This window comes from Desulfuromusa kysingii, from assembly GCF_900107645.1.
In the GTDB taxonomy this organism is placed as follows: domain Bacteria; phylum Desulfobacterota; class Desulfuromonadia; order Desulfuromonadales; family Geopsychrobacteraceae; genus Desulfuromusa; species Desulfuromusa kysingii.
This window is the reverse complement of record NZ_FNQN01000004.1, coordinates 140014-154661: the sequence shown is the minus strand read 5'-3', so window position 1 is coordinate 154661 and position 14648 is coordinate 140014. Positions and strand designations below refer to the sequence as shown.

Annotated in this window: 15 protein-coding genes; all 15 read left to right on the top strand. The window is 47.2% G+C overall.

From position 1 onward, the window contains the following. Positions 1–35 precede the first annotated feature (35 nt). The 15 genes from BLU87_RS08095 (at position 36) to BLU87_RS08025 (ending at position 14619) form a co-directional block, all read left to right on the top strand. A complete protein-coding gene (locus BLU87_RS08095) occupies positions 36–2447 on the top strand; it encodes an HD family phosphohydrolase (RefSeq protein ID WP_092346546.1) in 2412 nt (803 codons plus the stop codon). After that, positions 2347–2799, top strand: a complete 453-nt coding sequence (gene ybeY / locus BLU87_RS08090) for an rRNA maturation RNase YbeY (protein ID WP_092346543.1) — start codon at positions 2347–2349, stop codon at positions 2797–2799. The genes BLU87_RS08095 and ybeY overlap by 101 nt, the downstream gene beginning before the upstream one ends. A 39-nt stretch (positions 2800–2838) precedes the next feature. Beyond that, the gene (locus tag BLU87_RS08085; protein WP_092346540.1) at positions 2839–3696 is read left to right on the top strand and encodes a hemolysin family protein; all 858 of its coding nucleotides are present in this window, start codon (positions 2839–2841) and stop codon (positions 3694–3696) included. Between the two features lie 2 nt (positions 3697–3698). After that, on the top strand, positions 3699–5249 hold the full coding sequence (lnt, locus tag BLU87_RS08080; RefSeq protein WP_092346537.1) for an apolipoprotein N-acyltransferase: 1551 nt from the start codon (positions 3699–3701) through the stop codon (positions 5247–5249). Continuing rightward, positions 5246–5998 carry a 3-deoxy-manno-octulosonate cytidylyltransferase gene (gene kdsB, locus BLU87_RS08075; protein ID WP_092346534.1) on the top strand — a complete coding sequence of 251 codons (753 nt, stop codon included), beginning with the start codon at positions 5246–5248 and terminating at the stop codon, positions 5996–5998. The genes lnt and kdsB overlap by 4 nt, the downstream gene beginning before the upstream one ends. Positions 5999–6165: 167 nt before the next feature. Then, positions 6166–7770, top strand: a complete 1605-nt coding sequence (locus tag BLU87_RS08070) for a CTP synthase (RefSeq protein WP_092346531.1) — start codon at positions 6166–6168, stop codon at positions 7768–7770. Beyond that, positions 7771–8616: a 3-deoxy-8-phosphooctulonate synthase gene (kdsA, locus tag BLU87_RS08065; RefSeq protein WP_092346528.1), complete on the top strand. Its 846-nt coding sequence runs from the start codon at positions 7771–7773 to the stop codon at positions 8614–8616. Beyond that, positions 8606–9571, top strand: a complete 966-nt coding sequence (locus BLU87_RS08060; protein ID WP_175498325.1) for a KpsF/GutQ family sugar-phosphate isomerase — start codon at positions 8606–8608, stop codon at positions 9569–9571. Before kdsA ends, BLU87_RS08060 begins: the two co-directional genes overlap by 11 nt. After that, positions 9571–10095, top strand: coding sequence for a KdsC family phosphatase (locus BLU87_RS08055; RefSeq protein WP_092346522.1), 525 nt, complete (start codon positions 9571–9573; stop codon positions 10093–10095). The genes BLU87_RS08060 and BLU87_RS08055 overlap by 1 nt, the downstream gene beginning before the upstream one ends. A gap of 7 nt (positions 10096–10102) precedes the next feature. Next, positions 10103–10672: an LPS export ABC transporter periplasmic protein LptC gene (gene lptC, locus BLU87_RS08050; RefSeq protein ID WP_092346519.1), complete on the top strand. Its 570-nt coding sequence runs from the start codon at positions 10103–10105 to the stop codon at positions 10670–10672. Continuing rightward, on the top strand, positions 10673–11170 hold the full coding sequence (gene lptA / locus BLU87_RS08045; protein WP_092346516.1) for a lipopolysaccharide transport periplasmic protein LptA: 498 nt from the start codon (positions 10673–10675) through the stop codon (positions 11168–11170). It abuts the gene before it with no gap. A gap of 2 nt (positions 11171–11172) precedes the next feature. Next, positions 11173–11898, top strand: a complete 726-nt coding sequence (gene lptB / locus BLU87_RS08040) for an LPS export ABC transporter ATP-binding protein (RefSeq protein WP_092346514.1) — start codon at positions 11173–11175, stop codon at positions 11896–11898. A gap of 88 nt (positions 11899–11986) precedes the next feature. After that, the gene (gene rpoN / locus BLU87_RS08035; protein WP_092346512.1) at positions 11987–13441 is read left to right on the top strand and encodes an RNA polymerase factor sigma-54; all 1455 of its coding nucleotides are present in this window, start codon (positions 11987–11989) and stop codon (positions 13439–13441) included. 99 nt (positions 13442–13540) lie between these two features. After that, entirely contained in the window at positions 13541–14089 is a 549-nt protein-coding gene (gene hpf / locus BLU87_RS08030; RefSeq protein WP_092346510.1) for a ribosome hibernation-promoting factor, HPF/YfiA family, read from the top strand. 74 nt (positions 14090–14163) lie between these two features. Continuing rightward, positions 14164–14619, top strand: coding sequence for a PTS sugar transporter subunit IIA (locus BLU87_RS08025; RefSeq protein WP_092346508.1), 456 nt, complete (start codon positions 14164–14166; stop codon positions 14617–14619). Positions 14620–14648 lie beyond the last annotated feature (29 nt).

The following is a 14648-nucleotide window of genomic DNA, read 5'->3' as shown; positions in this document are numbered from 1 at the left end:
ACCAGGGGTACTGGTTCTGATGCTATCGAGGGTGTATGACTAAGGAAGAAAAAGATAAGTCACTGCATAACCGGACCTCTATCTTAACCAGCGGTGTTCAGGGTTTACGTAACCGGCAGCAGCCTCGATTGGGGGGATGGTTGCTGTTATTTGTTGCCACTTTGATCACCTTCATCATTATCCCCAAAGGGGGATTGATTCCCGACCATTACGCTCCGGGAGATATCGCAACGCGGAATATCAAATCTCCTCGTGATCTGCTGGTGGAAGACATTCACTTGACTCAAGCAAAACGGGATGAAGCTGAAAAAAAGGCCCCCCTTGTTTATAGTTTGGATAGTACTGCCGGAGACCAGGCTGTTGCCAGAATTCGCCAAGGGCTCAATTTGTTGTTCCAACTACAAGAGGATGTTGAAACTTTAAAATCAGAGGAGTTTCAACTACAGCTCGAGTCGAATTTTGGCGTGCCGCTGGACGGTGATGAAATTCTTCCCCTCTTTAATCTGGCTCTCAATCATAATATTGCCACTTTAACCGGGGATTTATTAACCCCCATCCTGCAGCGACCTATCGTCGCTAATTTTCAGGCATTTGCAGGGGATAAGGCGCGAGGCATTCTGGTTGTTAAGACCGATGGGGGCACTGATGTCGACCCCCGTATTTTGGACCAAGTCCTCGGTTTAAATGAGGCGCTGCTGCAGGTCAAAAATGACTTGGGGCTGATTCCCGGGATAACAGCGCTACAACAAGAGACGTTATTAAAGCTGGTACAGCAACAATTACGACCAAGTTTGGTGTTTGATCAGGTTAAGACCAAGCAAGGGCAGGTGTTGGCTCGTGAGCAGATTGCCCCGGTTTTCTTTCAGGTAAAAAAAGGGGAGATGGTGGTCCGGGAAGGGGAGCGGATTACGGCTGACCAAATCCTCAAGTTGCAAGAGATCAGGCAATCTGGACGTGATAATCGCAGTTTGCAGATGGCTGCGGGGCTCCTGATTTGTTCGTTGCTCCTGATTTATGTTGGCTTCACTTTTGCCTATACGAATATCAGCAAATTCCGTCCTGATTCACGCGATCTCCTGTTTTTAGCGAGCGTGTTTCTGTTCCTGTTTATGATGATAAAAGTCTCTATTTTCGTCGCTGCAGGGATGGAGAATACCTTCTCCTATTTTGAATCCTCCGTCTATTTCTATGCCGTCCCCTTCGCCCTTGGGGCCATGCTGGTGAGGATTGTCCTCAATTCAGAAACGGCCTTTCTGTTTGCGGTTTGTAGCGCAATGCTGGTAGGGGTTTTATTTGGCAACAGCCTGCTCATGGCCCTCTATGTCTTGGTCGGCAGTCTGATCGGTTCGCATGGTGTCCGGCATTGTCAGCAGCGGACGACTCTTTACCGGGCGGGGTTGTGGATCGGTTTAGGCAACATTGTGCTGCTTGTCGGCTTCCACTTCTTATCCGGTCGCGGCTTTGAGCTCTCGTTACTCTGGAAGCTCGGGTTCGGATTCTTTGGTGGGTTGGTGAATGCCGTTGTTGTGAATGGCACCGTCCCGTTAGTCGAATACTTCTTCAAATACACCACCGATATTAAATTGCTGGAATTGGCGAATATGAATGCGCCGATTCTGCGGCAATTGATGATTGAAGCTCCGGGAACCTACCACCACTCCATTCTGGTTGGAAACCTTGGTGAAGCGGCGGCTGAAGCAATTAACGCCAATCCACTGCTAACCCGTGTCTCTGCGTATTATCATGATATTGGCAAGATCAAAAAACCCCTCTATTTTATTGAAAATTCCGGAGGACAACGCAATAAACATGACAAGCTGGCGCCGTCTATGAGCGCGCTGATTTTGACTTCCCATGTCAAGGATGGCGTCGACCTGGCCAAGGAGCATAAGCTGGGGTCCGAGTTGATTGATATTATTCAGCAACATCATGGAACAACATTGATCAAGTTTTTCTATGACCGGGCGAAGAGCCAAGCTGATCCAGGAGTACAGCAGATTGACGAGCGTGACTACCGCTACCATGGGCCGAAGCCACAATCCCGTGAGGCGGCGCTGATTATGTTGGCTGATGCTGTCGAAGCGGCGAGCCGCACCCTGTCAGACCCCACTCCTGCAAGAATCCAGGGGATGGTGCAAAAGCTGATTAATAATATTTTTATTGATGGGCAATTAAACGAATGTGATCTGACCTTGAAGGACTTGAATCTCATCGCGAAGAGCTTTAACCGGATTCTGGCGGGGTCGTTTCACCAGCGTGTCGATTATCCCGAACCGGTCCATATTGTTCGAGAAGAGGGCGATGTGGAAGAAAAGTTACCAACAAAAGAAAAGGCGAAAATAAAAAGTGCGAATTCAGATAGAAAACAGTCAAAGACAACACAAGATCCTGAAGCGGCCACTCCGGAAGGTAGCTCAGAAGATCTTAAGCGTCTCGGGATATCCTGATGCAGAGCTCTCGATCCTGATTCTTGATAATGCTGGAATTCAGGAAATCAATCGCAAATATTTACAGCGAGATCGGCCGACAAATGTTATCTCTTTCGCTATGCAGGAAGGGGAGGATGTCGGGGTGTCTCCTTTGTTGCTTGGTGATGTCGTTATCTCCGCAGAGAGAGCGGCGACAGACGCCGCCGAAAGCAATATCCCCTTTGAACATGAACTCTGGTTTCTTCTGCTTCATGGTATCCTCCATTTGTTAGGTTACGACCATGAGCGTGGAACCGCTGCAGAGGCTGAGCGGATGGAAGCCCGAGAGGCGGAAATATTTGCCCTGTTGCAGCGAGAATTTTCTTTATAAAAGTTTAAACTTATCAATGAAAAGGAGAACAGGAAAGAAGTGGACACCGATCACGAACAGGAACCTGCTAGTTGGATAAAGCGCTTGGGACGCAGGTTGAGTAATCGTCCCCAGGCCAACAGCGAAGAAGAGTTGCAGGAGTTGATAGACGCTTCAGAGCAACAAGGGATTATTGATGAGGAAGAGGGGGATATGCTTCAGTCAATTCTGGAGCTGGATGAGACAATTCTTCGCGAAATCATGATTCCCCGAACAGATATGGTGTGTGCTGACGCTGAAGATCCTTTCAGCCATGTTCTTGACGTTATCCTCGACTCTGGTCATTCCCGTATCCCAATCTATAAAAACAATATCGACAATATTATTGGTCTGGTTTATGCCAAGGACCTGCTCCGTTTTTGGGGCCGCCCGATTAATGCGATCACTCTGGATGAGATCATGCGGCCCCCCTATTTGGTGCCAGAGTCAAAAAAGGTCAGTGTTTTACTGAAGGAATTTCAGAAGGCCTGTATTCATATCGCCATTGTCATTGATGAGTATGGAGGGACCTCAGGTCTGGTGACGATTGAGGATCTGATTGAAGAAATTGTCGGTGAGATTCAGGACGAATATGACCGTGAGGAAGAGTGGTTACAAGAACAGCCGGATGGCACTTTGCTGGTTGATGGCCGGTTAAGTATAGAAGAATTCGAAGAATACTTTGATGTTGAGGTCGCCCGTGAGAAATTTGACACGGTTGGCGGTTATGTGGTTGAGCAGCATGGCAGAGTTCCAGCTGTCGGGGAACGGATCAAGGTCGGTGATTTTGATATGCGGGTCGAGAAGGGCGATCAGCGAGCCGTTCGTCAACTTCAGGTTTTTCCGCTAGCTGTGGATAATTCCCCGCAGGATGATTAACAATGAATCTAGCAAGGCTTGATCGGACTTTATTTTTCGCCGCCACTTCGGGGGTCCTGTTGGCGGCAGCTTTTCCCCGACCCAACCTCTTCTGGCTGGCTTGGGTAGCATTGGTCCCTCTCTTGCTGGTGATGCGTCGTCGCCCTTTTGCCGCTGGATTTACGGCCGGAGGCGTTTTTTTTGCCATCGTCCTCTATTGGCTGAATTTTGTCATGATCACCTATGGCGGACTGTCATTTCCGTTTGCCGTTCTTGCCTATCTGTTTTTAGTCGTCTATCTCGCCAGTTATATCGGTTTGGCCACCTGGCTTTCCAGTCGTCTTGAGGTCACTTTTAAGCTTCCGTTTTTGTTGACCCTGCCATTTATCTGGGTGGCTCTGGAGTATTTGCGCGGAGTGATGTTCACCGGGTTTCCCTGGGCGCTTATTGGTTACTCACAGCAAGATTTTTCTTTGGCCATCCAGAGCTGTGATGTCACTGGTGTTTACGGCGTCAGCTTCATCCTGATCGTTGTGAATTGCGCCGTTGCCGGAATGATCGCCGCGCCTAAAAGCCGTTTAGCCTGGTTGGGGGCTGTTGTTGCTCTCGGTATTTCTATCAGTCACTTTGGTTATGGTTTCTGGAGGGAGTCACAACCCCTTGATGAGCAAACTGATCATTTACGTGTATCCCTGATCCAGGGGAACATTGACCAGATGCAGAAATGGGATCCCGAGTATCGTCAGACCAGCATTGACATCTATCATGATCTGTCATTGCTGGCGCTGGAAAATCGTCCGGAGCTGGTGATCTGGCCAGAGGCTGCGACTCCATTTTATCTGCAAGATCGGTCGCAGTTTGCGACCCAGGTCAGAAAATTGCCCCCAAAGCTCAATGCGTTTTTGCTTGTTGGCAGCCCTGCTTATGAGCAACTGGCTGCCGATAACTATCGATATTTTAATAGTGCTTATCTTTTTTCCCCCTCAGGACTGGAGATGGGGCGTTCAGATAAACGACATCTGGTTCCGTTTGGCGAATATGTCCCTTTGGGGGATTTGCTTGGATTTGTTGACAAATTAGTTGTCGGGGTGGGGGATTTTTCATCGGGACAGGTTAGATCCTTGCCGCTTGATGGTCATGCCCTTGGTGTTTTAATTTGCTATGAAGCGATTTTTCCGCAGTTGGCACGCGATTATATTCGCAACGGGAGTGACTTGTTGGTGAATTTAACCAATGACGCTTGGTTTGGCCGCACTTCCGCCCCTTACCAATTGCTGGCGATGACCAGATTTCGAGCGATAGAAAATCGTGTTTGGATTGCTAGGGCTGCAAATACCGGGGTCTCAGCGTTGATCGCCCCCTCAGGGAATGTGGTCATATCTGGGCCTATCTTTGAAGCCTTGGAATTGACTGGTTCGGTTGGTTTGGGAGCTGGAGAAACATTTTATACGCGCTTTGGCGATTTATTTGCTTATATCTGCATCGGTATCAGCGCTGTTTTTCTGTTTGCATTGTTGTTGGCAAAAAAATGGCAGAAGTTTCCCCTTGTTTGTCGTGAAAGGTCTTTATTGTGAAAGCTACAGCAATTATCCCTGCCCGTTATGGTTCCAGCCGATTTCCTGGTAAACCCCTGGCATTAATCAATGGCTTGCCGATGATTCAACATGTTTGCCAGCGAGTCTCTCAGGCGGAGATGGTCGATCAGGTGATTGTCGCAACGGATGATGACCGGATTGTTGCTGCTGTTGAGAGTTTTGGCGTCCAGGTGATGTTGACGCGTGCTGATCATCCCACGGGGACGGATCGTTTAGCTGAGGTCGCTTTAAAGATTGATGCCGAGTTAATTGTCAATGTTCAGGGAGATGAACCGCTTATCAATCCAAAGATGGTTGACCAAGCGATCGCTCCGCTGTTAAAAGATACGCGGATTCAAATGGGGACGCTTGCTGCTAAGATCGATCAAATTGAGGATTTTTATAGCCCCAATGTCGTCAAGGTTGTTAAGGACTTGAATGGACTGGCCTTATACTTTTCGCGTGCGCCGATCCCTTGGCCACGTGATTTGAGCTCTGAGCAACTTGCTGCCGCTTTGCCGCAGCTCGGTTTGCTGCGCCATATCGGCTTGTATGTGTATCGTCGGGAGCTGTTGCTGGATTATCCTTCCTGGCCCAAAACTCCACTGGAGAGCCTTGAAAATCTGGAACAATTACGTGCTCTGGAGCGGGGAGTTCGATTACATGTGGCAGAGACTGAATTCAATTGTCATGGGGTCGATACGCCCGCAGATCTCGAACGTGTTGCCACTCTTATGTCGATAGAATAAACGGTTAAAGCAGAATCTTCTTCTCCATTGTAAATATGGATGGTTTTTTGCATGATCAGGGTTTCTTTCGCCTCTGTTTCTGTGTAGAATCATCCTTTTGGCAGTGGAGATTGGTGCTTACTCTGGTGGCTGTGTAGCCATCTATTTATGAAGGACGGAAAAAGTAAATGAAGACAAAGTTTCTCTTTGTGACTGGTGGGGTTGTTTCTTCTCTTGGTAAGGGGTTGTCAGCCGCTTCGATTGGGGCTCTGATGGAGGCTCGGGGACTGAAAGTTTCGATGCAGAAGATGGATCCCTATATCAATGTTGACCCTGGAACCATGAGTCCTTTCCAGCATGGGGAGGTTTTTGTTACGGATGATGGGGCTGAAACCGATCTGGACCTCGGTCATTATGAGCGCTTTACTTCGGCGACGTTATCACGGGGGTCAAATTTTACCACCGGTCAAGTCTATGATTCTGTTATCCGTCAGGAGCGTCGTGGTGACTACCTTGGTGGGACTGTGCAGGTTATTCCTCACATCACCAATGAAATTAAAAAGAAGATTCTTAATAACGCCAATGGTGTCGATATCGCGATCGTCGAAGTTGGTGGCACTGTCGGGGATATTGAATCCCTCCCTTTTCTCGAAGCTATCCGTCAATTTCGAGCTGATCGCGGTCGTGAGAATGTTCTTTATATTCACCTCACTCTGGTCCCTTATATTGCGACTGCCGGAGAATTGAAAACCAAACCAACGCAGCACAGTGTCAAAGACCTGCGTGAGATTGGTATTCAGCCGGACATTCTCTTATGTCGCTGTGATCGTGAAATTCCCCGAGATATGAAGGAAAAGATCGCTCTGTTTTGTAACGTTCCTGAAGATGCCGTTATCACTGCTCGTGATGTTGCAACGATCTATGAGCTACCCTCTGCCTTTTATGCTCAAGGTTTGGATGAACGGATTGTTGATTATTTGAATATCTGGACCAAAGCTCCTGACCTGTCAGGTTGGGAGCGGATCATTGAACGGATTAAGCATCCAGCAAGTGAAACAACCATTGCCATTGTTGGTAAATATGTGGGCTTGACTGAAAGTTACAAGTCTTTGTCGGAAGCTCTGACGCACGGCGGTATTGCCAATGATTGTCGCGTTAATCTGAAATATGTTGATTCTGAAGCTTTGGAGCGCCACGGCATTCAGAATTCATTTGATGACGTCGATGGTATTCTCGTCCCCGGTGGTTTTGGTGAGAGGGGGAGTGAAGGGAAGATCTCCGCTATACAGTATGCGCGGGAGAATAAGGTCCCATTTTTTGGCATTTGTCTGGGATTGCAAATGGCTGCTGTTGAGTTTGCCCGTCACGTTTGCAAAATAAAAGACGCCCACTCTTCTGAGTTTCACGAAGAAGCTGAAAATCTGGTTATCCATATTATGGAAGGGCAGAAAAAGATCAAAGGCAAAGGAGGCACCATGCGTTTGGGCGCTTATCCTTGCGATTTAGAAGAGGGAACCCTGGCGCGGAGGATTTACGGCAAGGATCATCTTCTGGAACGGCATCGGCATCGGTTTGAATTTAACAATGCTTATATTGAAAAGTTGAAAGTTGGAGGGATGATTTTTTCCGGGCTCAATCCTGAATTGAACCTGGTTGAAATTGCTGAGCTGTCCGATCACCCTTGGTTTCTTGGCTGTCAATTTCACCCTGAATTTAAGTCTCGGCCGATGGAGCCACATCCGCTGTTTGAATCTTTCGTTGGCGCTTGCTTAAAGCAGAATCAGGAGGATTAAATGCAACAAGTCAATGTCGGTCCGGTCTCTTTTGGTGGCTCTAAACAGCTCGTCTTGATCGCCGGGCCTTGTGCCATTGAAGATGAAGCTCTTACTTTGCGCATCGCGGAAGGGCTGAAAGAGATCACCACCTCCCTCGGGTGTGAGTTGATTTTTAAAGCCTCCTATGACAAAGCTAACCGCACCTCGGTTACCTCTTTTCGCGGTCTCGGGGTCGATCGGGGCCTGCGCGTTCTGGAACGAGTCAGCAACGAGTTCGAATTGCCTATTATCTCTGATGTTCATGATGTCAGTCAGATGGATGCCGCTGCTGCTGTCCTTGATGTCCTTCAGATTCCTGCTTTTTTGAGTCGTCAGACTGACCTGTTAGTTGCCGCTGGACAGACAGGAAAGCCGATCAATTTGAAAAAAGGGCAATTTTTGGCTCCATGGGATATTCAACATGGTGTCAGTAAAATAGCCTCTACCGGGAATGAAAACATTTTGTTGACTGAGCGTGGTGTTTCCTTTGGTTACAATAACCTTGTGGTTGATATGCGTTCGTTGGTGATTATGCGTGAGATGGGTTATCCCGTTGTTTTTGATGCGACCCATTCAGTGCAATTGCCAGGTGGCGCAGGCGGTTCTTCCTCAGGGCAACGTCAGTATGTCGGTGCTTTGTCCCGTGCGGCAGCAGCAACAGGGATTGATGGTCTCTTCTGGGAAGTACATGAAGACCCTGACCATGCTCTGTGCGACGGTGCCAATTCATTACCGTTGAAGCAGGTCAAGGCCTTACTCCAGCAAATTTTGGAATTTGATGCCGCCTTTAAACAAGGTGGGCAGGGAGATATTTCTGATGATTGAAACTGCAAAGCAAGTACTGCGGATCGAGGCCGATGCTGTGTTGGCACTGCAATCGCGGATCGATGATACGTTCTCAAAGGCGGTTAAGATGGTTCTGGCCTGCCAGGGGAAAGTTGTTGTCACTGGGATGGGGAAATCTGGATTGATTTGTCAGAAGATAGCTGCAACCATGGCCTCTACTGGGACGCCGACATTCTTTCTCCATCCGGCTGAAGGAATCCATGGCGACCTGGGGATGTTGTCAAAGGGGGACGTTGTGATCGCAGTTTCCTACTCAGGTGAAACCGAAGAGGTGTGTCGCATCCTGCCGGTCATCAAGCGAATGGGGCTACCTTTGATTGCCATGTCTGGAAATCCACAGAGTACTTTAGGGATTGCCGGAGATACCCATCTTGATGTCAGCGTGGCTGAAGAGGCATGTCCTCTCGGTTTGGCACCAACTGCCAGCACGACAGCAACTCTGGCTATGGGCGATGCTCTGGCAGTTGCTTTGTTAAATGAGCGAGGATTCAAGGCTGAAGATTTTGCCCTTTTCCACCCCGGTGGAGCTCTCGGTAAAAAGCTGCTTTTACGGGTTGAAGACCTGATGCACGTGGGTGATGAAATTCCGCTGGTTTCGCCTGATACTCTATTACGTGAAGCCTTATTTGAGATAACCAGTAAGAAGTTGGGTGTCACTGGTGTTGTCGACGCTGAAGGCGCCTTGACCGGTGTGTTTACCGATGGCGATTTGCGGCGGATTATGGAATTGGGTTTGGAAGGTTTACAACGGCCGATCCATCAGGTGATGTCAACCAAGCCAAAACGGATTTTACGCCGGAATCTCGCAGCAAAAGCGTTGCAAATCATGGAATCACATTCAATCACTTCGCTATTTGTTTTCGCTGATGATGAAAGTAAAAAACCGATTGGTATTGTCCATCTCCACGATTTGCTCAAGTCCGGTGTTGTGTGATGCGGAAACAATTAGCTAAAATTAAGCTGTTGCTCCTTGATGTTGATGGCGTTTTGACTGATGGCCGGATTATTTACGACAATTCTGGTAATGAGTTAAAAGCCTTTGATGTTAAAGATGGGCACGGACTGAAAATGCTCCAACGTGCCGGTATCAAGATTGGCATTATCACCGGACGTTCATCTGTTGTTGTTGCCCTGCGTGCCGAAGAATTGGGGATTAAAATCCTTTATCAGGGGGCTTTACAAAAGCTGGATCCTTATCAGGAGATCCTCTCGCTCCTCGATTTGAGCGATGATCAGGTCGCTTACATCGGTGACGATATTGTTGATCTTCCGATTTTATGTCGTGTTGGATTTAGTGCCACTGTCGCTGATGCTGTCCCTGACGTGGTCCCTTTTGTTGATTATGTGGCTACGCGGGCTGGCGGTCGTGGGGCGGTCAGAGAGGTTTGTGATCTGTTGTTGCAAGCATCAGGCAAGTGGGATGGACTGACAGAACGTTATTTTCCTCAGAATCAGTAGAGAACGGGTGTTTAATTTGCGTCGCTTACTGGCTCTAATAATCATGGTTTCCGTGATTGCGCTAACAGCAGTTATCTACCGACATTTGCAGCAACAAAGTCCAAGAGAAATTCTCGAGATGCTGCCAGATGATATTGATTTGGCCTTAGAAGATCTTCATTATACGCAGAATGAAGAGGGACACCGGCGTTGGACTTTAGATGCCAACAAGGCAGAGTATCAGCGTGGGAATAGCTTGGCAAAGTTGGATGCAGTTAAGTTATGGTTTTACAGTACAGAAGAGAGTGGTGATATCAGCCTGCGGGCTGATCAAGGACAATTAGCTCAAGATACAGGGCAGGTCGATGTTTGGGGCAATGTCATTTTAGAGACCACACGAGGGGAACAACTGTTTACCGAGCGGTTGCATTATGATGATCAGGCGCGCCAGTTAAGTACTGAGGAACCCATCAGGTTTGTTTCGCCGCAAATGGAATTAAAAGGTGTAGGATTGCAGGTCGACATTGGTCTCAGCCGGATGTTGGTCAAGGATAACGTTTGGATGAAGCTGTACCCCGTTAACAGTGAGAAGAAATAAATGATGTTCAGGTGGCTATTACTGACTTTGCTTACGATTGCCCTATGTGATATTCCTCTGACTTTTGCTGTTGAGGCTGGTTCCGAGATTGACCGGAGTCAACCCATCGTTATCACGTCTCGACAACTGGAAGTGCTGCAGCAGCAACGGCAGTCTATTTTTACCGGTGAAGTTGTTGCCAAGCAGGGGGAGATGACCCTTTATGCCGAAAAACTCATCGTTGTTTTTCAGCAGGATCAGGATCAGGTCGAACGGTTGGACGCCATCGGTGGCGTGCGCGTTCTCCAACTTGATCGGGTTGCAACCGCAGAGAAGGCCACTTTCCATCAGATGGAAGAGACGTTGGTGCTGGTTGGTGATGCCGAGGTGACTCAAGGGAACAATAAGGTTGCAGGCGATGAGATTACGGTCTATTTAAAAGATAACCGCACGGTGATTAAAAGCTTAGAGAAAAGCCGGGTTAAGGCGACCATTATTCCCGAAAAGGGGCAGGAATAATAGTGAGTAGAATCCTTAAAGCCACTCAGTTGCATAAATCCTATGCTGGTCGTGAGGTTGTTTCCGGTGTCAGTCTGGAAGTTCATTCCGGCCAGGTGATTGGACTCTTGGGGCCCAATGGTGCTGGTAAGACAACCAGTTTTTATATGGTTGTTGGCTTGGCCAAGCCGGATTCAGGTGCTGTTTTCCTCGATGAGCAGGAAATTACCAATCTGCCCATGTATCAGCGAGCGCGTTCCGGGATATCTTATTTGCCGCAAGAAGCATCGGTTTTCCGCAAACTGACGGTGGCAGAAAATCTTCTAGCGATTATTGAAACGCTGAAACTGACTCGTGGTGAACAACAACAGCGGTTGGAAGAATTACTTGATGATTTGAATATTTCCCACATTCGTGATTCAAAAGGGTATGCTCTGTCTGGTGGTGAGCGGCGCCGAGTCGAAATTGCCAGGTCGCTGGTTCTTGATCCCGCTTTTTTGCTTCTTGATGAACCTTTTGCGGGAATTGACCCGATCGCGGTTATCGATATTCAAAATATTATTTCTGATCTCAAAGAGCGGGGCATCGGTATTTTGATATCTGACCATAATGTCCGGGAAACACTTGGAGTTTGCGATCAGGCTTACATTTTAAATCAAGGCAAACTGCTTGAGTTCGGAACGCCGGAAGAGATTGCGGCAAGTCCAGTTGCAAAGGAAATATATCTGGGAGAAAAGTTTAGATTATAATAACATGGGACGGTGGGGATGGCCCTCACCCTGATTGATATTGAAACGACTTTGGTGAGGCTGACCTCATCGGTGGAATAATTAATTTATGGCTCTTGATCTTCGACTTCAGGTTAAACTCAGTCAACAGTTGGTGATGACTCCTCAGCTGCAACAAGCAATTAAGCTCTTGCAGTTGTCACGGATGGAATTGGTTGATGTTGTCACTGAGGAACTGGCTGAGAATCCATTACTTGAAGAGGGTGTCGAGGGCAAGGAAGAACATGAAGATGGGGGTTCCAACCGAGAGGGAGAAGAGGGTCCTCTTGCAGAATCTACTCCTGAGCAGGAAGTTAAGGCCGACTCCGAGGGGATGAACGATATTGATTGGCAGACCTATCTAGAAGGTTACAATCTGAATAGCAGTGATAGCCGCAACAGTTATGAAGATCATGAGGACCGCCCCTCTTTTGAGAGTTTGTTGACGCGACATAGCAGCCTTAATGACCATCTGATGTGGCAGCTGAATCTTTCATCCTTTCCAGAAGAAGAACGTTTAGCTGCCGCTGAAATTATCGGTAACCTGGATGATGTCGGCTATCTCCATGCAAGCCTTGAAGAGATGGCGGTTGCTTCCGGTCGTGAGGTGGAAATTTTTGAATCAGCTTGCAAACTGGTACAGCAATTTGATCCTGCAGGGGTCGCATGTCGCAATCTTCAGGAGTGCTTGTTGTTGCAACTTGAGCGGCTGGATTTGTCTGAATCTCTGGCTGCAACCATTTTGCGTGATTATATTGGAGAGTTGGAAGGACGTAAGTACTCAGTGATCGCCAAAGCGTTAAAAGTGTCTTTAGCCGATATTTTGAGTGCTGCCAAACTGATTTCCGGTTTAGATCCGCGTCCGGGTAGGGCTTATAATGAAGAGGATGTTCACTACATCTCTCCCGATATTTTTGTCCATAAGGTCGGCGATGAATATGTTGTAACGCAAAACGATGATGGCTTACCCAATTTACGGATTAATTCTTTTTATCGTAATGCGTTAACCGATTCAAAGGTCGTGGACAAGAAAGCCGGAGAGTATATTCAGGACAAGATGCGGAGTGCGCTCTGGTTGATAAAGAGTATTCATCAGCGCCAACGAACTATCTATAAAGTTACAAAAAGTATTGTTAAATTCCAAAGAGAATTTTTCGATCATGGGATTGAACATTTGAAACCTTTGGTGTTGCGCGATGTTGCTGATGATATTGAAATGCATGAATCAACCGTGAGTCGAGTGACAACCAACAAATATGTGCAAACCCCACAAGGGCTGTTTGAACTAAAATATTTTTTCAACAGTGGCATCAATACTGCCGATGGTGAATCCATTGCTTCAGAGAGCGTCAAAAGTCGCATTAAAGAGATTATTGCTGAAGAAAACCCCCAAAAGCCCTATTCTGATCAGAAAATCGTTCATCTTTTAGCAGAACAAGATATAAATATCGCTCGTCGTACTGTGACCAAATATCGGGAGATGCTCGGTTTAGGGTCGTCAACAGAGCGAAAAAGGCTGTTTTGATTTTTCCGTGAGATAGAGATGTTTCATGGATGAATTTGCGTTATAATCAGACTAAGCCAGATTTCATTCCGAAATCTGTAGAAGCAAGGAGGTTGCCTTATGCAAATTGCCGTTACCTTCCGTCACATGGAAAGCAGTGATGCTATTCGCAACTATGTGGAAGAAAAGCTTGATCGAGTTAAAAAGTACATTGAAGAACCTATTGATGCACAAGTGGTTCTGTCGGTGCAAAAAAAAATAAATCACCGCGCAGAGGTTACTATGGTCGCTAAAGGGCTGACCATGAAAAGCACTGAGAGCAGGGAAGATATGTATGCTGCTATCGATTTAATGGTTGATAAAATTGAGCGGCAGTTGAAGCGTTATAAAGACAAATTAAAGCGACATAAAGTTGATAGTGGCACTCAACGCCGACTTGAAAAAACGATATTTGCAGCAACCAGCGTTGATGAGGGAGATGGCAGTCCAGAAATTATCCGTAGTCATTCATTTTCTGTGAAGCCGATGTCGGTCGAAGAAGCGGTGATGCAGATGGATCTTCTGGATAAAGATTTTCTCGCTTTTACCGATGATAATTCTGAAGAGATGAATGTTGTTTATCGTCGTAAAGATGGAAACTATGGATTAATTGTTCCCCAGGGAAGTTAATCATTTGTGAACGGGCCTTTTCCGTAACAGGAGGGGGCCCGTAGTTTATTTGCTGTCCAAATAAGATTGTGATTATGAAAATATCAGAGATTCTTGACCCAAAGGCTATCGTCGCCGATCTGCAGGCTAAAGATAAACCCAATGCACTTCGTGAGCTGACGGACTCGTTGCTCTCTTGTGAACCTACCTTGAATCGTGATGACGTTATTGCTGTACTCGAAGAACGAGAGAGACTCGGTAGCACTGGCATTGGCGATGGTGTGGCTATTCCCCACGGCAAACTCGCTGGCATTCCTGAGCTGAAGTTAGTCTTTGGCCGTAGCCGTTCTGGGGTCGATTTTGATTCAATGGATGGTCAACCGGCTTATCTGTTCTTTTTGTTAATTGCACCTGAAGAATCGGTTGGCATTCATTTGAAGACTTTGGCTAGAATCTCCAAACTCTTGAAAGACGCTGCTGTTAGAAAAAAATTGCTAGAGGCTGCTGACCAAAAAGCGATTTATCAGGTTATTCTTGATGCCGAAGGATAAGACTGATTGCCTGACCTGATATCAATGCG

What these genes read in the sequence shown, in the direction of transcription:
- BLU87_RS08095 (WP_092346546.1), top strand. Translation starts at nt 36, where the DNA reads ATGACTAAGGAAGAAAAAGATAAGTCACTGCATAACCGGACCTCTATC.
- lnt (WP_092346537.1), top strand. Translation starts at nt 3,699, where the DNA reads ATGAATCTAGCAAGGCTTGATCGGACTTTATTTTTCGCCGCCACTTCG.
- BLU87_RS08070 (WP_092346531.1), top strand. Translation starts at nt 6,166, where the DNA reads ATGAAGACAAAGTTTCTCTTTGTGACTGGTGGGGTTGTTTCTTCTCTT.
- kdsA (WP_092346528.1), top strand. Translation starts at nt 7,771, where the DNA reads ATGCAACAAGTCAATGTCGGTCCGGTCTCTTTTGGTGGCTCTAAACAG.
- BLU87_RS08055 (WP_092346522.1), top strand. Translation starts at nt 9,571, where the DNA reads ATGCGGAAACAATTAGCTAAAATTAAGCTGTTGCTCCTTGATGTTGAT.
- lptA (WP_092346516.1), top strand. Translation starts at nt 10,673, where the DNA reads ATGATGTTCAGGTGGCTATTACTGACTTTGCTTACGATTGCCCTATGT.
- rpoN (WP_092346512.1), top strand. Translation starts at nt 11,987, where the DNA reads ATGGCTCTTGATCTTCGACTTCAGGTTAAACTCAGTCAACAGTTGGTG.
- hpf (WP_092346510.1), top strand. Translation starts at nt 13,541, where the DNA reads ATGCAAATTGCCGTTACCTTCCGTCACATGGAAAGCAGTGATGCTATT.
- BLU87_RS08025 (WP_092346508.1), top strand. Translation starts at nt 14,164, where the DNA reads ATGAAAATATCAGAGATTCTTGACCCAAAGGCTATCGTCGCCGATCTG.